This window comes from Nonomuraea antri (assembly GCF_013283785.1).
Classification (GTDB): Bacteria; Actinomycetota; Actinomycetes; order Streptosporangiales; family Streptosporangiaceae; genus Nonomuraea; species Nonomuraea antri.
This window is the reverse complement of sequence record NZ_JABCPZ010000068.1, coordinates 13,130-31,255: the sequence shown is the minus strand read 5'-3', so window position 1 is coordinate 31,255 and position 18,126 is coordinate 13,130. Positions and strand designations below refer to the sequence as shown.

The window sequence follows — 18,126 nt, the reverse complement described above, 5'->3', positions numbered from 1 at the left end:
CATCAGTGGGGGGTGATGGGAACGATAGACAAACATGAACAAGACTCATATTACGATCGCCTAACGATGTCCGGCTCAGGCGCAGGCGGCGGCGCGGTCCAGCAGCAGGGTGCGCTCGCGGGCGTTGCGCGTCATGGCCGCGGCCCGCTCGAACTCCGCCCGCGCCTCCGCCCGGCGCCCCAGCTTGACCAGCAGGTCGCCCCGGACGCTCGGCAGCAGGTGATACCCCTGGAGCGCGGGCTCGCCGGCGATCTGGTCGAGCAGGTCGAGCCCGGCCGCCGGGCCGTAGGCCATCGACAGCGCCACCGCCCGGTTCAGCTCAACCACCGGCGAGCCGGAGAGCTCGGCCAGCTCCTCGTACAGCGCGGCGATGCGCGGCCAGTCGGTGTCGACGGGGTCGAGCGCGCGGGCGTGGCAGGCGGCGATCGCGGCCTGCAGCGCGTAGGGGCCGAGCCGTTCGCTCAGCTCCTCGGCCCGCTCCAGCGCGGCCAGCCCGCGGCCGATGAGCAGCCGGTCCCACCGCGACCGGTCCTGCTCCAGCAGCAGGATCGGCTCGCCGGACGGCCCCACCCGCGCCGCGGCCCGCGACGCCTGGATCTCCATGAGCGCCACCAGGCCGTGCACCTCGGGCTCCTTCGGCATGAGACCGGCCAGCACGCGGCCGAGCCGCTGCGCGTCCGCGCACAGCCCCGGGCGCATCCAGTCGTCGCCGGCCGTGGCCGCGTAACCCTCGTTGAAGATCAGGTAGATGACCTCCAGCACGGACGCCAGCCGCCCGGCCAGCTCCTCGCCCTGCGGCACCTCGAACGGGATCTGCTTGTCGGCCAGCGTGCGCTTGGCCCGCACGATGCGCTGCGCCACGGTCGGCTCCGGCACCAGGAAGGCCCGCGCGATCTCGTCGGTGGCCAGGCCGCCGAGCACGCGCAGCGTCAGCGCCACCCGGGCCTCGGTCGACAACACCGGATGGCAGGCGGTGAACACCAGCCGCAGCAGGTCGTCCTGGATCTCGTCGACGTCCGGCGGCTCCTCCTCCTCGTCCTCCAGCAGGCGGCCGATCTCGGCCAGCTTGCGCTCGTAGCGCTCCTGGCGGCGGATCATGTCGACGGCGCGGCGCTTGGCCACCGTCATCAGCCACGCGCCCGGGTTGCTCGGGACGCCGCCGTCCGGCCACTGCTCCAGCGCCGCCACCAGGGCGTCCTGCGCCAGTTCCTCGGCCAGCCCGACGTCGCGCACCAGCCTGGCCAGGCCGGCGATGAGCCTGGCCGCCTCCATCCGCCATACCGCCTCGATCGCCCGATGCGTCTGGGAAAGGGCCGGGTGAGCCTGGGAAGCCGTCACGCGGCCCATGACACCAGGAGCCCGCCTCCCCTCGCAAGCCGGGCAGGCGGGCTCGTACCGGTGACGGTCAGGAGGGGTCGCTGAGACGCTCGCGCAGCGCGGCCTCCTGCTCGGCCTCCGCCGGGCTCAGGGACTCGTCGATCGGGTCGGAGGCGTCGAACACCTGCCAGACGTCCAGCCCGATGCCCTCCTCCTCACTGTCGACGATGGGCACCCGCAGCGCCCACTGCAGGGCCTCCTCCCTGGACTTCACCTGGATCAGCCAGAACCCCGCGATGAGCTCCTTGGCCTCGGCGAACGGCCCGTCGATGACCGTGCCCCTGCCGCTGCCCCTGCTGTAGGAGATCTGCGCGCCCCGCGAGCTGGGGTAGAGCCCCTCGGCGGCGAGCAGCACCCCGGCCTTGGTCAGCTCCTCGTTGAAGGCGTGCATCGCGTCGACCACCTCCTGGCTGGGCAGCACCCCGGCCTCGGTCTCCGCGTTCCCCTTGCCGACGATCATGAACTTCACGTCACGGTCTCCCTCTTCGATGGACAGGCCATTCTTTGCGCAACCTTGCCACTACGTCACCCCTCGGCCTGGGGAATTGTCGGTGTCGTCCGGGATGATGCCTTTATGAGTGACGCACCCCTCACGCTTCTCGCCGACCAGGCCGCCTACGCCGAGGCCGTACAGCTCGCCCTCGACGCGTCCGCCGCCTACTACTCCAACGGCGAGTCGCCGCTGGACGACGACGCCTACGACCGCCTGCTGCGCGGCATCCAGGCCTACGAGAGCGAGCACCCCGACGAGGTTCTGCCGACCTCGCCCACCGGCAAGGTGGCCGGCGGAGCGGCGGTCGGCGACGTGCGCCACATCGCGCCCATGCTCTCGCTCGACAACGTCTTCGGCGCGCAGGAGCTCATCGACTGGGCCGCCGGGCTGGAGCGCAGGCTCGGCCGTCCCGTCACCCAGTGGAGCGTCGAGCCCAAGCTCGACGGCCTGGCCATCGCCGCGCGCTACCGCGCCGGTCGGCTGGTGCAGCTCGTCACGCGCGGCGACGGCGCAGAGGGCGAGGACGTCTCGCACGCCATCGGCACCATCGTGGGCCTGCCCGATCGCCTGGCCGACCCGGTCACGGTGGAGCTGCGCGGCGAGGTCATGATGACCACCTCCCAGTTCGAGGACGCCTGCGCCAAGCGCCAGGCCCACGACGGCACCACGTTCGCCAACCCGCGCAGCGCCGCCGCGGGCACGCTGCGCACCCGCGAGCGGCCGTACGTGTGCGAGCTGACCTACTTCGCCTACGGCGCGCTGCCCATGCCCGGCGACACCTCCGAGCTGGCCGTACGCCTGCGCGAACAGCCGCACAGCGAGATCATGGCCTGGGTGGCCGGGCAGGGCGCCCAGACCACCGCCGCCACCCCGGTCGCCGGCATCGTGGCCAGCGAGGTGGAGCGGATCCAGGCCAGGATCGAGGAGATCGCGGCGGCGCGGGCCGGGCTGCCGTTCGGCATCGACGGCATCGTCGTCAAGGCGGATCTGGCCGCCGACCAGGTGCAGGCGGGCACCAGCTCCAAGGCGCCGCGCTGGGCGGTGGCCTACAAGCTGCCGGCCACCGAGAAGATCACCAAGCTGCTCGACGTGGTGTGGGACACCGGGCGCACCGGCGTCATCGCGCCCACCGCCGTGCTGGAGGCCGTCGAGCTCGACGGCAGCATCGTCAAGGCGGCGACCCTGCACAACGTGGCCGACATCGGCCGGCGCGGCCTCATGCTGGGCGACAGTGTGGTCGTCTACAAGGCGGGCGACGTGATCCCGCGCGTCGAGGCGCCGGTGGTGCACCTGCGCACCGGCGAGGAGCGGCCCATCCCGATCCCCGAGGTCTGCCCGAACTGCGGCGGCGAGATCGACCGCAGCCAGGAGCGGTGGCGCTGCGTGCTCGGCCGTTCCTGCAAGGCGATCGCCTCCATCCAGTACGCCGTCGGCCGCGACCAGCTCGACATCGAGGGCCTGGCCGAGAACCGCGTCAAGCAGATGCTCGACGCCGGCCTGATCGAGGACTTCGCCGACCTGTTCTTCCTCACCCGCGAGCAGCTGCTCGGGCTCGACCGCATGGGCGAGATCAGCACGGACAAGCTGCTGGCCGCGCTCGAACTGGCCAAGACCAGGCCGCTCAGCCGGGTCTTCTGCGCGCTGGGCGTGCGCGGCACCGGCCGCTCGATGAGCCGCCGCATCGCCAGGCACTTCGGCTCCATGGCGGCCATCCGCGCCGCCGACGCCGAGGCCATCCAGGCGGTGGAGGGCATCGGCCCGGAGAAGGCGCCGGTCGTGGTCGCCGAGCTGACCGAGCTGGCCGTCCTCATCGACAAGCTGGTCGCGGCCGGCGTGTCGATGGAGGAGCCGGGATTCGTCCCGGCCGAGGTCGCCGCCGTCGCGGCCGTCGCGGAAGGGGAGGCCGTGGTGAGCGTGGTGCTGCCGCTGACCGGCATGTCCGTGGTCGTCACCGGCGCGATGTCGGGCCCGCTCGAGACGCTGTCGCGCAACGAGATGAACGAGCTGATCGAACGGGCCGGCGGCAAGGCGTCCTCCAGCGTGTCGGCCAAGACCTCGCTGCTGGTGGCGGGGGAGAAGGCCGGGTCCAAGCGGGCCAAGGCGGAGAGCCTGGGCGTGCGCATCGCCACGCCGGAGGAGTTCGCCGCCCTGGTGGCCGACATGCTGTGAAACCTGTTTGCCCGGCCCCGCCCGGCGCTGCGAGTATCGGGCGGATGACGGATTTCTCCTGGCTGGGGCCCGTGATCGACGCGCGTGACAGGTTCGCCGCCGAGCGCGCCGCGCTGCTCGGCGACCTGCGCGCGCTGCCGCCCGGCGGCTGGCGGTCGCCGGCCGTCCCCGGCTGGAGCGTGCGCGACGTGGCCGCCCACCTGCTCGGCGACGACTACGCGCGCCTGTCCATGCAGCGCGACGGCCACCGCGACGGGCCGCCCTTCCTGCCTGGCGAGGGCCTGGCGGCCTACATCCACCGCACCAACCAGGAATGGGTGGACGCCTGCGCCAGGCTCAGCCCGCGCGCCCTGACGGACACGCTGGAGCTGACCGGGGCCGCCATCGCGGAGCTGTTCCGCACCTCCGACCCGCACGCCCCCGCGCTCGGGGTCAACTGGGCCGGGGTCGATCCCGCGCCGCTGTGGCTCGACTGCGCCAGGGAGTTCACCGAGCACTGGACGCACCGCCAGCAGATCAGGCACGCCACCGGGCTGGGCACCGACCCTGACCCGGCGGCGCTCGGCCTGGTGCTCGACACGTTCATGCGGGCGCTGCCGCACACGCTGCGCGACACGCCCGCCGAGGACGGCGTCCAGGTGCGGGTGGACGTCGACGGCCCGGGCGGCGGCACCTGGACGGTCACCGCGGGGAACGGCCGCTGGTCACTCGCCCCCGCGCCCGCGGGGACCCCGGCCGCGGTGGTGCGGCTCGACCCGGAGACGGCCTGGCTGTTGTGCACGCGCGGGATCGAGCCGGAGACCGCCCTGGAACGGGCCGGGCTGGAAGGGGACGAACGCCTCGGCGCGGCCGTCTGCCACATCGTGTCGATCGTCTACTGACCGGCTCGTCTACTGACCGGCTCGTCTACTGACCGGCTCGTCTACTGACCGGCTCGTCTACTGACCGGCTCGTCCACTGGCCGGCGCGAACGGGACGAGCGCGCACCCGGGGCGAGTGCGCGCTCGTGGCGATCCTTGGGGGTCAGGCGGCGTACTTGGGGTAGCCGTAGCCGACGACCTGCGACTTGGGCCGGGTCCGCTCCTCGACCTTGCCGTTGCCGGTGTTGCCCTCGATCGTGGAGATGGTGCCGTCGCCGTTGTCCTTGACCACGAATCCGACGTGCTGCACCGAGCTGATGCTCTTGCTGCCGCGCCAGTTGAAGAACACCACGGCGCCGGGCTTGGCCTCGCTGCCCCAGCGGTCGTTGGCGGAGAACCACTTGGCGTGGGCCACGGTCCAGGCGTCCCAGCCGACCTGGGTGCGGGCGCCGGTCTGCTCGCCGACCCAGGAGACGAACATCGAGCACCAGGCGGCGTTCAGGTAGGCGCGGGGGTTGCCGCCGTCGCGGGCGACGGTCTCGAGCGCGCGGGGCGAGGCGGCGTACCACTGCTGGAACTTGGTGCCGCCGCCCTGGGCGTTCTCGGAGGTGCCGACCTGCGCCTTGGCGAGTTCGAGCACCTGCTGGGCGGTGACGTTGACCTGAGCCTCTTCGGGCTTTGCGGCCTGGACGGCGGTCTGGGCGCCGTTCGCGGCGCTCTGCTGCGCCACCGACAGCGTCTGGACGGTGTCAGCGGTGGCGGCGATCGGGGTGAATACGGAGGCGATGACGCCGGCGCCGATGGCGACGCGGGCATAGTCGGACTTCAGGGCACGGGTGAGACGGTGCTTGGCCATCGAGGGGATTGCTCCTTGCTTCCATGCCGCTTACCGGGTTAGCTGACGGGTTCGGACGTGGAAGCTGCCCTACGGCACGTAGTGTGCCGATTCACCCCAAAGGACGGTGGGTCCCCGGTTCTGCCCCTGCGGGCGGATTCAGCGGTCACAGGACGATCCTGTGATGTGTCTTGCGATGGTTGGACAAATCCGGATAAACCGGACATCTGCCGCGTGATTGCCCACAAGGTAATACATGAGGCAAGAGCTGGCAAATCCGGTTATCTATCGCTAGGAGATCTGGCGCCTCGCGTCGGCCAGCAGCCCCATCATGGCCAGGGATTCGTCCAGCGGCATGACGGCGCTCTCCGTGCGGCCCGCGGCCAGCGCGTCGCGCACCTCGCGCAGCTCACCCGCGTACCCGTTGTCGGCCGGGTCGAGCACGTGCTCCTCCGGCCGCTCCAGCCCCGGCCCGCTGAGCACCATCCGCTCCGGCGCCCAGAACGGCGCCTCGATGTCGGCCCGCAGGTGCGTGCCCACCACGCTGGCCCGGTTCGGGTAATCCCCGCGCAAAGAGGTCTCCACCAGCGCCCAGCGGCCCCCCGGGTACGCCAGCACCCCGGCCGCCTCGGCGTCCACCCCGCTGGGCGCCAGCGAGCCGGTCACCCGCATCTCCGCGGGCATGCCGAGCAGCAGCTGCGCCAGCCCGAACGGGTAGATCCCCAGGTCGAGCAGCGCACCGCCGCCCAGCTCGGGCGCCCACAGCCGGTGCGCCGGGTCGTAGGGCGCGGTGAAGCCGAAACTCGCGTGCACCGAGCGGATCTCGCCGAAGCGCGGGTCGGCGGCCAGCATGCGGATCAGCGGGTTGAACCGCATCCACATCGCTTCCATCAGGAAGACCCCGGCCTCGCGGGCCAGCTTGACCATCAGCTCGGCGTCGGCCACGGTCGCGGCCAGCGGCTTCTCGCACAACACGGCCTTGCCCGCGGCGATGGCGGCCGCGGCCACCTCCAGGTGCTGGGCGTGCGGGGTGGCCACGTAGACGGCGTCGACCGATGGGTCGGCGCACAGCTCGGCGTAGCTGCCGTACGCGGCCGGCGCGCCCAGCTCGGCGGCCAGCGCCGCGGCCCGGCCCAGATCACGAGAGCCGACCGCGGCCACCCGCATGCCCGGCTCCGCCACGATGGCCGCGCCGACCGTCCGCGCGATCCCGCCCGTCGCCGCGATTCCCCATGCTAATTCTCGCACCCGCAGATCGTAGACCGCCTACAGCATGTTCATCGTGTCCGGGTCCGCCCCGATACGCTTGTTGCTGTTCAGGGCCCCGATGGCGGCCATGTCCTCGCTGTCGAGGATGAAGTCGAACACGCTGATGTTCTCCTTGATCCGCGCCGGCGTGACGGACTTGGGGATCACCACGTTGCCGAGCTGCAGGTGCCAGCGCAGCACGATCTGCGCGGGCGTGCGGTGATACTTCTCCGACAACACGGTCAGCGCCGGGTCGGCGAGCAGCCCCTTGCCCTGGCCGAGCGGGCTCCACGCCTCGGTGAGGATGCCGTTGGCCTCGTGGAAGGCCCGCATCTCGCGCTGCTGGAAGTACGGGTGCAGCTCGATCTGGTTGATCGACGGCATTACCCCGGTCTCGTTCATCAGCCGGGTCAGCCCCTCGGCGGTGAAGTTCGACACGCCGACCGCCTTGACCCGGCCGTCGGCGTGGATCGACCGCAGCGCCTGCCACGCCTGGACGTACTTGTCCTGCGCGGGGACCGGCCAGTGGATCAGATACAGGTCCACGTAGTCCAGGCCCAGCCTGGCCAGGCTCTCGTCGAAGGCCCGCTCGGCCCGGTCGTGGTCGGAGTTCCACAACTTCGTGGTGATGAACAGCTTCTCCCGTGGCACGTCCGAGCCGCGCAGGGCCCGGCCGACGCCCTCCTCGTTGCCGTAGATCATCGCGGTGTCGATGTGCCGGTAGCCGGCCTGCAGGGCGGCCGACACCGCTCTTTCGGCCTCGTCGTCGGGCACCTGAAAGACGCCGAATCCCAATTGGGGGATCTGCACGCCGTCAGTGTTCAGCATGAGCGAGTTCATAACCTCCATTGTTCACGTGTCGTTTCTGGCGCCGTAAAGCGGCGGGGCTACCTTGAAGCGGTCGTGAACGGGCCATCACCCGGCTGGGGGAACAAGAGTGGTCAAACAGGCGTCGGCCTGGGTGGAGTCCCCGCTCCAGATGCTGTGCGCCGTCGAGGCCCACCACGCGGGGCTGCTCGGCCCTGCCACCGAGGTGGTGCCGCGCGCCGGCCTGCGCGCGCTGCGGGTCACCCGGCGCGAGCTGCGCGCGCTCACTCTGCCCGGCGGGCTGGAGCTGGCCGCGCCGCGTGAGCGCATGCCCTCCCGCGTCCGGGCCGTGGGCGACGCCTTCTCCGGCAAGGTCCAGATGCGCTGGCTCACCTCCAACCCGGGCCGTATCGTCATCGTCGACGACGGGCTGGCCACCATCCGGCTGCTCGAACTGCTGGCCGCGGGACCGTACCGGCCGCTGCTGCGGGCCCGCGCCCGGCCCGGCCGGCTGCGCCGCGCGCTCGGCCTGGCGGCGGCGCTCAGGCTGCGCCTGAGCAAGGTCACGGTCTTCACCGCGCTGCCCGTCACCGACGAACTGGCCGCCGCCGTCCGCCGGGCCGGCGTCGACCTGGTACGCCACGACTTCGCCTGGCTGCGCGCCCAGCCGATCAGCACCCAGGTGCCGGCCGAGCGCACGGTCGTGCTCGGCACCTCCCTGGTCAGGAACGGCCTGGTCCACCGCGACCAGTACCTGCGCTGGCTGACCGACCTGGCCGCGCGCGAGCCGGTGGCCTACTACCCGCACCGCCGCGAGGACCCGGTGGACCTGGCGCTGATCCGCGAGCGTCCCGGCATCACCGTGCACGACGAGGGCGTGCCCGCCGAGCTGACGCTGCGCGGCCTCGACCCCGGCCAGCGCGTGCTCAGCCTCCCCTCGACCGCGATCACCTCGCTGCGGGTGCTGCTCAGCCCGCGCGGCGTCGCCGTCGAACCCGTCGACGTGCCCGAAGACTGGTGGACGAGCCGCGCGGCCCCCGCGCTGCGCTCGCATTTGAGCTCGCATCTGACAGGAGTGACCGGGTGAGAGTGCTGGCGGTTGCCGACTCCGACTCGTATCTGAAGTGGGCGGCCTGCCTCCTCGGCGACCTGCCCGCGGGCTGCGTGACGGAGCTGGTGGTGGTGCGCACCCCGATCGCGCCGTCCCCCGAGCAGATCGCCGCCGCCGTCCGCGACGGGGACGCACTGCCCCCGGTGCTGTCGGCCAGGGCGCTGCGGCGCGCCGCCGAGCGGCTGCGGCCCGACGTGATCCTCGTCGCCTGCACCGGGCCCGTGGTGGACGTCCTGGTCGCCGACGTGTTGCGCGGGCTGCGGCCGCGCCCGGTGTTCGTCACCGGGCTGCCCGGCATCTCGGTGCCGGCCACCGAGAAGGCGTGGCTGTTCCGCAGCGGCTGCGACCTGTTCGTGGTGCACAGCGAGCGCGAGGCCGCCGAGTTCGGCCGGATCTCCGCCGAGCTGGGCGGGGGAGGGGCGATCGGGCTGGCCAGGCTGCCGTTCCTGCGCCCGCAGGCCGGCTCGGGCGGCGGATCGCGGGTGGTGTTCGCCACGCAGGCCAAGGTGCCGGCCGCGCGTCCCGACCGCGAGCGCGTCCTGCTGTCGCTGGCCGCGCTCGCCGACCGCCGTCCCGACCTGGACGTGGTCGTCAAACTGCGCGCACTCGAGGACGAACGCCAGACCCACAACGAACGGCACCACTACCAGCGGCTGTGGCGGGAGATGGGCGAGCCTGGCCGGCTGACGTTCGCGACCGGCTCCATGCACGACCAACTCGCGCAGGCGGCCGGGTTCGTCACGGTCAGCTCGACGGCGGCGCTGGAGGCCATCGCCATGGACGTGCCGTCGCTGGTGCTCGCCGACTTCGGCGTGAGCGCCGAGATGATCAACCTGGTGTTCGAGGGCAGCGACCTGCTCGGCTCCCTCGACGACCTGGCCAAGGGCGACTTCAGGACGGCCTCCGCGGGCTGGTGCGCGGCCAACTACTTCCACGCCGCCGAGCGGAACGACTGGGCGGGGCTGCTGGCCGGGCTGGTGATCTCCCGTCCCCGGGTCCCGGCCCGGTCGCTGCTGGACGGCCCAGAACACGCGGCGGCCCGGCGGCGGGCGCGACTGCGGGTGGAGGTGCCGCCCACGATGCTGCGCGCCGGCTACCGCGCCAAGCGCCGGGTCCGTCGCTACCTCCGCGCCCTGACCTGACCTTCGCGGGCGGCCAGGCCACCCGACCGCCTCGCGCCGGGCCGCATCGGCCCCCGACCCGGCGCTCGGGGTCAGAGGGTGGCGCGGATCTTGCGGCGGAGGCGGGTGAGCACGGTGGGTCTCGCGGTGAGGCCGAGCGTTTCGAGGCGCTTGCGGCGGAAGTACCGGGGATCGAAGGTGATCCCCGAGGGCCGCAGTTCGGGGTACGCCTCAGCCTGCATGCAGTAACCCACGGCACGCACCAGCGCGGGCAGGTCCACCGCCGGCGGACGGTCGATCGCGCCCTCGGCCGACATCCGGGGCAGCATGGCGTCCACGATCGTGGCCGGGATCCGGTTGCTGTTCTCGTACGGCGTCAGCCGCTCCAGCACCAGCCCCGCGCCGAACGAGGCCACCTGCAGCCCGAAGTACCGCGCCGCCGTCACCAGCCCGGTGGAGAAGCAGCCCACCACCAGCTCGGGACGCAGCGCCGCGAAGCACACCTCGGCGGGCACGCTCTCGCCCGCCACCGACAGCCGCACGCCCAGCCGCTCGGCCGCGGGCCGCAGGAGCTGGGCGTGGCGGCGGCCAGCCGCCGGGTGCGGTTTGAAGACGACCTCGGTGTAGCCGCGCGCGGCCAGCGCGGCGAGCATGCTCTCGTGCAGGCCGGCCTCCTCCTCCGGCGTGACGATCTCCAGCGCCGACAGGTACTGGCCGAGGATCATCGCCCGCCCGGCGGGCATGGTGGGCGCGGTCGCGGCCACCTGGTCGACGATCGACAGGAACGCCGCGTCCGGCAGGATCTCGGGCGGCACGCCGTACTCGCTGAGCAGCAGCGGCGTCAGGCCGGGCACCAGGTCGAGGTGGAGCAGGCGGCCGATGCGGCGGAAGATCTCGGCCGGCAGCGGGTCGCGGGTGGGGCCGTAGCTCATCAGGCCGTCGGAGTAGACGGTGATCGGGCAGTCGCGCACCAGCCCGGCGACCGTCCTGGCCGGGGCCACCGCGATCGACTCCAGCACCAGCTCCTCGACGCCGTCCAGGCCCCACCGGGCGCGGACGAGCCGCTCCAGCATCGGCACCTCGATGACGCGCGCCCTCCAGTCCGACGGGTGCAGCGGCGCGATCAGCTCGTTCCACGAGTGCACCGCCTCGAAGCGGGAGCGCAGCGCGGCGAAGCCGGGCGTGCCGTCCAGCGGCACCGACACCTCGGGGATCGCCGCGTTGTTCGACACGATCAGCACCCGGCGGCCGTCGCCGAACCTGCCTTCGTCGATGGCCGCGGCCAGCGACATCGCGCCGAACAGGGTCGAGGCGTAGAAGACCTTCATCGATCTGACTCCTCACGGTCGCGGCGGAGCCGGACGTGCGGGCTGGGGGGCAGGTCGGGCAGCAGCGCCCGCAGCGTACGCTCGCGCTCGGCCGACATCCTGGACACCGCCTCGGTCACCAGGTCGACCGGCAGCGCGCGCACCATCTGCGCGCCGCGCTCCTCGAAGCGGGCGCGCAGCGCCGGGGTGAACCGGCCGGCCAGCTCCAGGTGGTGCGCCAGCAGCGCGCAGAAGTTACGCGCGGCCTTGGGCAGGAACTCCGCCTCCAGGTCCTTGAACACCAGCTCGAAGGCGTCGAAGAAGTGCAGCTGCCGCTCGTCGCCCACCTGTGTGAGCGAGCCGGACACCAGCCGCCGGTAGAACACCCCGGCCAGCGACACCACCGCGAACGTGGCCGCCTCGCGGTGCAGCCGCCAGATCCACGGCCGGTCCTCGGCGGTGTGCAGCGAGCCGGGGAAGTGCAGCAGGTCGCGCAGCGAGCGCCGGTAGACGCCCGCCCACGCGTACGGGTAGTCCACCATGGTCTTCACCCCGGCCGGCAGGATCGCCTCGCGCGGGCTCAGCACCGTGCCGCGGTGGCTGAGCGGCGCCCGGTGCACCACCCGCTTGCGCCCCTCCACCTGCACGTGGTCGACCCGGACGAAGTCGCAGCCCAGCCCCTCGATGGCGGCGACCAGCTCGGCCAGGTAGCCGGGGGCCAGCCAGTCGTCGCCGTCCATGAACGTCACGTACCGGCCGGTGGCCAGCGACAGGCCGGTGTTGCGCGCGTCCGCCAGGCCGACCGGGGCCGGGTTGCGCAACACGTTCAGCCCGGGCAGCTCACCGAGGAAGTCCTCGACGATGGCGCCCGTGGCGTCCACGGAACCGTCGTCCACCACGATGAACTCGAAGTCGTGCCGGGCGTTGCGGCTGAGCGAGGCGAGCGCGTCGGCGATGAAACGCTCGCCGTCACGCACCGGCACGACGACCGAGAGAGTGATCAATGTTCTGTTCTCCTGGTACGGCCCTTGCGGCCGTACTGACGACGGGCTGGTCAGACGGTCACGCGGCGCAGACGGGCCTTCGGCGCCTCCTCGCCGGGGAAGACCCGCTTGACGCCGTCGCCCAGCGCCTGCTCGATGATCCGGATGTCACGCACCAGGTGCTCCAGCCCGGCCGGCTCCAGCGAGGCCGCGTGGTCGGAGCCCCACATCGTCCGGTCCAGCGTGATGTGGCGCTCCACGCAGACCGCGCCCAGCGTGACGGCGGCCAGCGAGATCTGCAGCCCGCGCTCGTGCCCGGAGTAGCCGACCGGCACCCGGTAGCGCTCCTTCAGCGTGGTGATCGTGCGCAGGTTCGCCTCCTCGGGCGGCAGCGGGTACGTGGACGTGGCGTGCATCATGATCAGGTTGTCGGTGCCGAGGATCTCCACCGCCTTGTCGATCTCCGACAGGGTGGACATGCCGGTCGACAGCAGGACCGGCTTGCCGGTCGCGGCCAGGGCACGCAGCAGCTCGTGGTCGGCGACGCTGGCCGAGGCCACCTTGTGCGCCAGGACGTCCATCTCCTCCAGGAACTCCACCGACGGCACGTCCCACGGGGAGGCGAACCAGTGCAGGCCCCGCTCGTCGCAGTACTTGGCGATCTGCCGGTACTCGTCGCGGCCGAACTCGGTGCGCTCCTTGTACTCCAGGTACGTCATCTCGCCCCACGGCGTCTGCCTGATCTGCCCCTTCTGCTCCTCGGGCACGCAGATCGCCGGGGTGCGCTTCTGGAACTTGACCGCCTGGCAGCCGGCGTCGGCGGCCACGTCGATGAGCTTCCTGGCCAGGTCCAGGTCGCCGTTGTGGTTGATGCCGATCTCGCCGATCACGTACACCGGCTCGCCGTCGCCGACCAGTACGTCGCCGATCGCCACCGGGCCCAGCCTGGGCCGCGCCTTGACCGTCTCGGTCACGGCGGGCTCGGGGCGGGAGGCGATCACCCGGTCGCACAGCTCGCGCACCGCGCCGGAACCGCCGGCCTTGGTCAGCACGACGCGGGCCGCGGCGCGCACCCGCGGGTGCGCGTCGGGCGTCGCGATCGGCCAGCCGACCTCGGCCATCGGACCCAGGTCGTTGACGTCGTTGCCGACGTAGGCCACGCGGGCCGGGTCGAGGCCCTCGATGGTCAGCCAGTCGCGCAGCACCGTGCGCTTCTCGGCCAGGCCCTGCAGCACCGGCACGCCCAGCTTGCGGGCCCGCGCCGCCACCACCGGGTTGTGCTCGGTGGACATCACCAGCACCTTCACCCCGGCCCGCCGCAGCAGGGACACGCCCATCCCGTCCGAGCGGCTGACCAGCACCATCTCGCGGCCGTCTGAGTCGACGTAGGCGCGGTCGTCGGTGTGCACGCCGTCGAAGTCGGTGATGACCGCGTCGACGTCGATCGGCTCGGGCGCGTCCACGAACGGCGCCAGCGCGCGCACGACCTCCAGGTCCTCGGGCGTGTCCACCTCGACCGCGTGCTGCGACGGCACCGCCTGCACGGCCACCTCGCCGAAGAAGCGGTGCCCGTGCTCGCGCAGCCCGGCCGCGCGCATCACGTAGAACGCGCCGGTCTCGCGGAACTGCGGCTCCCGGTCCTGCCTGCGCGGGCGGAACGACGGGTCGTGGTTGACGCCCGCGCCGGCCGGCGTCCACAGGAACTCGTGGGTGGCCAGGCCGGAGAAGACGACGTCGGCCTGGCCGTCCAGCACCCGCCGCACGGCGGCCGACAGGTCGGCCGGGTCGATGAACGCGCTCGTGCACTGCACCAGCACGACCACCTCGGGCTGGAGCCCGTCGGCGGCGAGCGCGTCGAGCGCGTGCAGCACCGCGGACTCGCTGGAGGCGGTCGCGCCGCTCAGCTCCTCCGGACGATCGACGACGTACGCCCCCGCCTGCGCGGCGGCCTCGGCGATCCCGGCGTGATCGGTGCTGACCACCACCTGGTCGACCAGCTCGGCCCGCAGGCAGGCCCGCACCGCGCGGGTCACCAGCGGGATGCCGCCCACCGGGGCGAGGTTCTTCAGGGGAACGCCCGCCGAACCTCCGCGGGCGGGAACTACGGCCAGGACTCGCAACGTGACTCCTCAGTGCATACGGTTTGCACCCAGAAGCTAGATGGCCGGATTGAACGGCCAGCGTCACCGTCATTAACTTTCCATGGGGATCCGGTAGAGCAACTCTGGCCGGCCCACCGCGCCGTACCTCGGGACGCGGATCGCCATCCCCAGCTCCACCAGGTGTTCCAGGTAGCGGCGTGCCGTCACCCTGGACACTCCGATCGCCTCGCCCACAGCCTGCGCAGGCAGGCCCTCCGGGTGCCCGCGCACCTCGGCCGCGACCGTGTCGAGCGTGTCCCTGGACAGGCCCTTGGGCAGTTCGGTGCTGCCCTTCAGGGCGCCGAGCACCCGGTCCACGTCGCTCTGCCCGACGATCTGCCGGGACTCCTCCTTGAACCTGGCGTAACGGGCGAGTTTCTCCATCAGCGCCGCCCGCGTGAACGGCTTGAGCAGGTACTGCGACACGCCCAGCGACACCGCCGAGCGCACCATCGCCAGGTCCCTGGCCGAGGTGATGGCGATGACGTCGCACAGCAGCCCGCCGGCCCGCGCCGCCCGGCACACCTCCAGCCCGTGCAGGTCGGGCAGGTACAGGTCGAGCAGGATCAGGTCGACCGGGGTGCGGCGGAGGAAGCGCAGCGCCTCGCCGCCGCTGCGGGCCACCCCGGCCACCTGGAAGCCGGGCGCCTGCTCGACGTAGATCCGGTTCGCCTCGGCGGTGATCTCCTCGTCCTCCACGACCAGCACCGAGATCATGACACCCGCTCCCGCACCGGCAGGCGGACGGTGAACGCCGAGCCCGCCACCTCGATCGTGCCGCCCAGCCGCCGCACGGCCTGGCCGACCAGGGCCAGGCCGAGGCCGCGCCCGTCGCCCTTGGTCGTCCAGCCCCTGGCGAACGCCGCCGGGTCGGCCGGGCCCGGGCCGTCGTCGGACACCTGGATCAGCACGCCGCCGGCCTCCGTGCGCAGCCGCACCTCGACGCGGGTGGCGGCGTCGACGGCGTTGTCGATCAGGTTGCCGACGATCGTCACCAGCTCGCGCGCGTCGAGCCCGTGCTCGTCCAGCTCGCTGTCGTCGCTGATCACCAGCTCGCCGCCGCGCTCGGCCGCCTCGGCGCTCTTGCCCAGCAGCAGCGCGGCGAGCACCGGCTCGCGTACCGCGCCGACCACCCGGTCGGTCAGCTCCTGCGCGGCGCGCAGCTCGGCCGTGCCGAACGCCACCGCCTGCTCGGTGCGGCCCAGCTCAACCAGCGTGATCACGGTGTGCAGCCGGTTGGCCGCCTCGTGCGCGGCCGAGCGCAGCGACTCGGCGAAGCCGCGTTCGGCGTCGAGCTGCCCGGCCAGCGCCTGCAGCTCGGTGTGGTCGCGGACGGTGACCACCGTGCCGAGCCTGCTCGGCGCGCTGCTGACGGCCAGCACCCGGTCACCGGCCAGCAGGACGCGCTCCTCCGTCCCGGACAGCGGCTCGGCCAGGCCGAACGCGGAGACGTGCCGGCCCTCGGCGTCGGGCGGCAGCCCGAGCAGCAGCCTGGCCGCGTCGTTGCAGAGCGTGAGCGTGCCGTCGGGGCCGATCAGCAGCAACCCCTCGCGCACCGCGTGCAGGACCGCGTCGTGGTGGTCGTGGATGCGGCCCAGCTCGACCGGCCCCAGCCCGTGCGTCTGACGCCGCAGCCGGACGGTGACCAGCCACGCCCCCGCCGCCCCGAGCGCCAGCGCCAGCGCGACGACCAGCGCGCCCCAGGCCAGCTCCGCCTGCAGCCTGGCGCTGATCTTGTCGATCCTGATGCCCGCGCTCACCAGCGCCAGCACCCGGCCGCGCGCGTCGACGACCGGGGTGACCGCCCGCTCGGACGGCCCCAGCGTGCCGGTGTAGGTCTCGGTGAACGTCTCGCCGGCCAGCGCCCGCTCGGTGTGCCCGAGGAACCGGCGGCCGATCTCGGCCGGGTTGGGGTGGGTGTAGCGGGTGCCGTCCGGTTTCATGATGGTGATGAAGTCGACGCCGGTGGCCCGGCGGACCTTCTCGGCGTACGGCTGCAGCGTGCGGGTCGGCTCGGCCCGCTCCAGCGCGGCCTGCACGTCGGGGGCGGCGGCCACGCTCAGCGCGACGGCGCTCGCCGTGGCCCCCGCCTCGTCGGTGAGCAGGTCCTGCACCTGCACCAGGGCCAGCGCGCCGCCGCCCGCGACCGTGACGGCCACCACGAGAAGCTGCAGGACCAGCATCTGCCCGGCCAGGCTCCAGCGGCGCATCGCGAACACTCCCATGAACGAAACTTACGCAATGGTGACCTGCGTCACCCCGCGCCGCATAGTCGCACGAACAGCAGGTTCGTCAAGCGGAGTCCCCCCATGCGTGATCGCACTCGCTATCTGTACCTGGCCGTCATCGTGGCGGTCGTCCTCGGCATCGCGGTCGGATTCATCTGGCCGGACGTCGGCAAGGAACTCAAACCCCTCGGAACCGGATTCGTCGCGCTCATCAAGATGATGATCAGCCCGATCATCTTCTGCACCATCGTGCTGGGCGTCGGCTCGGTACGGCAGGCCGCCAAGGTCGGCAAGGTCGGCGGTCTCGCGCTCGGCTACTTCATGGTCATGACCGTCGTCGCGCTGCTCATCGGACTGGCGGTGGGCAACGTCATCGACCCGGGCGCCGGGCTGCAGCTCACCGACGCCGCCAGGCAGGCCGCCGAGGCCGAGGCGGCCAAGGGCGGCGAGGCGTCCACCGTCGAGTTCCTGCTCGGCGTCATCCCCACCACGCTCGTGTCGGCCTTCACCGAGGGCTCGGTGCTGCAGACGCTGCTGGTGGCGTTGCTGGCCGGGTTCGCGCTGCAGGCCATGGGCGCCAAGGGCACGCCGATCCTGCGCGGGATCGAGCACGTTCAGCGGCTGGTGTTCCGCATCCTGGCCATGGTCATGTGGGCCGCGCCGGTGGGCGCGTTCGGCGCGATCGCCGCCGTGGTCGGCGCGACCGGCATCGACGCCCTCAAGAGCCTGGCCATCATCATGGTCGCCTTCTACCTCACCTGCCTGCTGTTCGTGGGCGTGGTGCTGGGCGCGCTGCTGTGGCTGGTGGCCAGGATCAACCTGTGGTCGCTGCTGCGTTACCTGGGACGGGAGTTCCTGCTCATCCTGTCGACCTCGTCGTCGGAGTCTGCGCTGCCCCGGCTCATCGCCAAGATGGAGCACCTGGGCGTCAGCCGGGCCGTCACCGGCATCACGGTGCCGACCGGCTACTCCTTCAACCTCGACGGCACGATGATCTACCTGACCATGGCCACGCTGTTCATCGCCTCGGCCACCGGCGCGCCGCTCGGCTTCGGCGAGCAGGTGTCGCTGCTGCTGTTCATGATGGTCGCCTCCAAGGGCGCGGCCGGGGTGACCGGCGCAGGGCTGGCCACGCTGGCCGGCGGGCTGCAGTCGCACCGGCCCGAGCTGGTGGACGGCGTCGGGCTCATCGTCGGCATCGACCGGTTCATGTCCGAGGCCAGGGCGCTGACGAACTTCGCCGGCAACGCGGTGGCGACCGTGCTGGTGGGCATCTGGACCGGCGAGTTCGACCGGGAGCGGGCCGAGCTGGTGCTGGCCGGGCGGGCGCCGTTCGACGAGGCCACGCTGCTCGACGAGGAACCCGACGAGGAGCCCGACGAGAAACGGGAGATGGCCTCCGTGTAGCCACTGGGGGGATGGACAGGGTGTGGTGGTTCCGGTAAG

15 protein-coding genes and 1 riboswitch are annotated in these 18,126 nt (G+C 72.3%); of the genes, 5 read left to right on the top strand and 10 right to left on the bottom strand.

Annotated features, from left to right (window positions below):
• Nucleotides 1–75 precede the first annotated feature (75 nt).
• The gene (locus HII36_RS22900) at nucleotides 76–1,272 is read right to left on the bottom strand and encodes an RNA polymerase sigma factor (protein ID WP_236003770.1); all 1,197 of its coding nucleotides are present in this window, start codon (nucleotides 1,270–1,272) and stop codon (nucleotides 76–78) included.
• 133 nt (nucleotides 1,273–1,405) lie between these two features.
• A complete protein-coding gene (locus HII36_RS22895; RefSeq protein WP_217369840.1) occupies nucleotides 1,406–1,837 on the bottom strand; it encodes a YciI family protein in 432 nt (143 codons plus the stop codon).
• A gap of 114 nt (nucleotides 1,838–1,951) precedes the next feature.
• Here HII36_RS22895 and ligA point away from each other — a divergent pair, with 114 nt between their 5' ends.
• Both ligA and HII36_RS22885 read left to right on the top strand, forming a co-directional pair.
• Nucleotides 1,952–4,039, top strand: a complete 2,088-nt coding sequence (gene ligA / locus HII36_RS22890; RefSeq protein WP_173525278.1) for an NAD-dependent DNA ligase LigA — start codon at nucleotides 1,952–1,954, stop codon at nucleotides 4,037–4,039.
• Nucleotides 4,040–4,083: 44 nt separating this feature from the next.
• Nucleotides 4,084–4,920 (top strand): maleylpyruvate isomerase family mycothiol-dependent enzyme, encoded by an 837-nt coding sequence (locus HII36_RS22885; RefSeq protein ID WP_173525277.1) that lies wholly within the window; start codon nucleotides 4,084–4,086, stop codon nucleotides 4,918–4,920.
• A gap of 142 nt (nucleotides 4,921–5,062) precedes the next feature.
• On the opposite strand, the gene HII36_RS22880 is transcribed toward HII36_RS22885, so the two are convergent.
• From HII36_RS22880 to HII36_RS22870, 3 genes are all read right to left on the bottom strand, one after another.
• Entirely contained in the window at nucleotides 5,063–5,755 is a 693-nt protein-coding gene (locus HII36_RS22880; protein WP_173525276.1) for a CHAP domain-containing protein, read from the bottom strand.
• A gap of 12 nt (nucleotides 5,756–5,767) precedes the next feature.
• A riboswitch (cyclic di-AMP (ydaO/yuaA leader) is annotated at nucleotides 5,768–5,909 on the bottom strand.
• 116 nt (nucleotides 5,910–6,025) lie between these two features.
• Nucleotides 6,026–6,982, bottom strand: coding sequence for a Gfo/Idh/MocA family protein (locus HII36_RS22875; protein WP_217369834.1), 957 nt, complete (start codon nucleotides 6,980–6,982; stop codon nucleotides 6,026–6,028).
• Nucleotides 6,983–7,000: 18 nt separating this feature from the next.
• Nucleotides 7,001–7,822 (bottom strand): aldo/keto reductase, encoded by an 822-nt coding sequence (locus tag HII36_RS22870; RefSeq protein ID WP_173525275.1) that lies wholly within the window; start codon nucleotides 7,820–7,822, stop codon nucleotides 7,001–7,003.
• 97 nt (nucleotides 7,823–7,919) lie between these two features.
• Between HII36_RS22870 and HII36_RS22865 the strand changes: the two genes are divergently transcribed.
• Nucleotides 7,920–8,876: a hypothetical protein gene (locus HII36_RS22865; protein ID WP_173525274.1), complete on the top strand. Its 957-nt coding sequence runs from the start codon at nucleotides 7,920–7,922 to the stop codon at nucleotides 8,874–8,876.
• The gene (locus HII36_RS22860) at nucleotides 8,873–10,042 is read left to right on the top strand and encodes a DUF6716 putative glycosyltransferase (protein WP_173525273.1); all 1,170 of its coding nucleotides are present in this window, start codon (nucleotides 8,873–8,875) and stop codon (nucleotides 10,040–10,042) included. Before HII36_RS22865 ends, HII36_RS22860 begins: the two co-directional genes overlap by 4 nt.
• Nucleotides 10,043–10,113: 71 nt before the next feature.
• On the opposite strand, the gene HII36_RS22855 is transcribed toward HII36_RS22860, so the two are convergent.
• The 5 genes from HII36_RS22855 to HII36_RS22835 all read right to left on the bottom strand — a co-directional run bounded on the left by HII36_RS22855 (nucleotide 10,114) and on the right by HII36_RS22835 (nucleotide 16,677).
• On the bottom strand, nucleotides 10,114–11,349 hold the full coding sequence (locus HII36_RS22855) for a polysialyltransferase family glycosyltransferase (protein WP_173525272.1): 1,236 nt from the start codon (nucleotides 11,347–11,349) through the stop codon (nucleotides 10,114–10,116).
• Nucleotides 11,346–12,332, bottom strand: a complete 987-nt coding sequence (locus HII36_RS22850; RefSeq protein WP_173525271.1) for a glycosyltransferase family 2 protein — start codon at nucleotides 12,330–12,332, stop codon at nucleotides 11,346–11,348. The genes HII36_RS22855 and HII36_RS22850 overlap by 4 nt, the downstream gene beginning before the upstream one ends.
• A 50-nt stretch (nucleotides 12,333–12,382) precedes the next feature.
• A complete protein-coding gene (locus HII36_RS22845; RefSeq protein WP_173525270.1) occupies nucleotides 12,383–14,431 on the bottom strand; it encodes an N-acetylneuraminate synthase family protein in 2,049 nt (682 codons plus the stop codon).
• A 72-nt stretch (nucleotides 14,432–14,503) separates the two neighbouring features.
• The gene (locus tag HII36_RS22840; protein WP_173525269.1) at nucleotides 14,504–15,169 is read right to left on the bottom strand and encodes a response regulator; all 666 of its coding nucleotides are present in this window, start codon (nucleotides 15,167–15,169) and stop codon (nucleotides 14,504–14,506) included.
• Nucleotides 15,166–16,677 carry a sensor histidine kinase gene (locus tag HII36_RS22835; RefSeq protein WP_236003767.1) on the bottom strand — a complete coding sequence of 504 codons (1,512 nt, stop codon included), beginning with the start codon at nucleotides 16,675–16,677 and terminating at the stop codon, nucleotides 15,166–15,168. Before HII36_RS22835 ends, HII36_RS22840 begins: the two co-directional genes overlap by 4 nt.
• 84 nt (nucleotides 16,678–16,761) lie before the next feature.
• Here HII36_RS22835 and HII36_RS22830 point away from each other — a divergent pair, with 84 nt between their 5' ends.
• Complete coding sequence (locus tag HII36_RS22830) at nucleotides 16,762–18,087, top strand: cation:dicarboxylate symporter family transporter (protein WP_173525268.1); 1,326 nt, start codon at nucleotides 16,762–16,764, stop codon at nucleotides 18,085–18,087.
• Nucleotides 18,088–18,126: the final 39 nt, after the last annotated feature.

Bases quoted from the DNA above. Each gene is read 5' to 3' on its own strand.
- HII36_RS22900 (WP_236003770.1), bottom strand. From the start codon at position 1,272: ATGGAGGCGGCCAGGCTCATCGCCGGCCTGGCCAGGCTGGTGCGCGAC.
- HII36_RS22895 (WP_217369840.1), bottom strand. From the start codon at position 1,837: ATGATCGTCGGCAAGGGGAACGCGGAGACCGAGGCCGGGGTGCTGCCC.
- ligA (WP_173525278.1), top strand. From the start codon at position 1,952: ATGAGTGACGCACCCCTCACGCTTCTCGCCGACCAGGCCGCCTACGCC.
- HII36_RS22885 (WP_173525277.1), top strand. From the start codon at position 4,084: ATGACGGATTTCTCCTGGCTGGGGCCCGTGATCGACGCGCGTGACAGG.
- HII36_RS22880 (WP_173525276.1), bottom strand. From the start codon at position 5,755: ATGGCCAAGCACCGTCTCACCCGTGCCCTGAAGTCCGACTATGCCCGC.
- HII36_RS22870 (WP_173525275.1), bottom strand. From the start codon at position 7,822: ATGAACTCGCTCATGCTGAACACTGACGGCGTGCAGATCCCCCAATTG.
- HII36_RS22855 (WP_173525272.1), bottom strand. From the start codon at position 11,349: ATGAAGGTCTTCTACGCCTCGACCCTGTTCGGCGCGATGTCGCTGGCC.
- HII36_RS22840 (WP_173525269.1), bottom strand. From the start codon at position 15,169: ATGATCTCGGTGCTGGTCGTGGAGGACGAGGAGATCACCGCCGAGGCG.
- HII36_RS22835 (WP_236003767.1), bottom strand. From the start codon at position 16,677: ATGGGAGTGTTCGCGATGCGCCGCTGGAGCCTGGCCGGGCAGATGCTG.
- HII36_RS22830 (WP_173525268.1), top strand. From the start codon at position 16,762: ATGCGTGATCGCACTCGCTATCTGTACCTGGCCGTCATCGTGGCGGTC.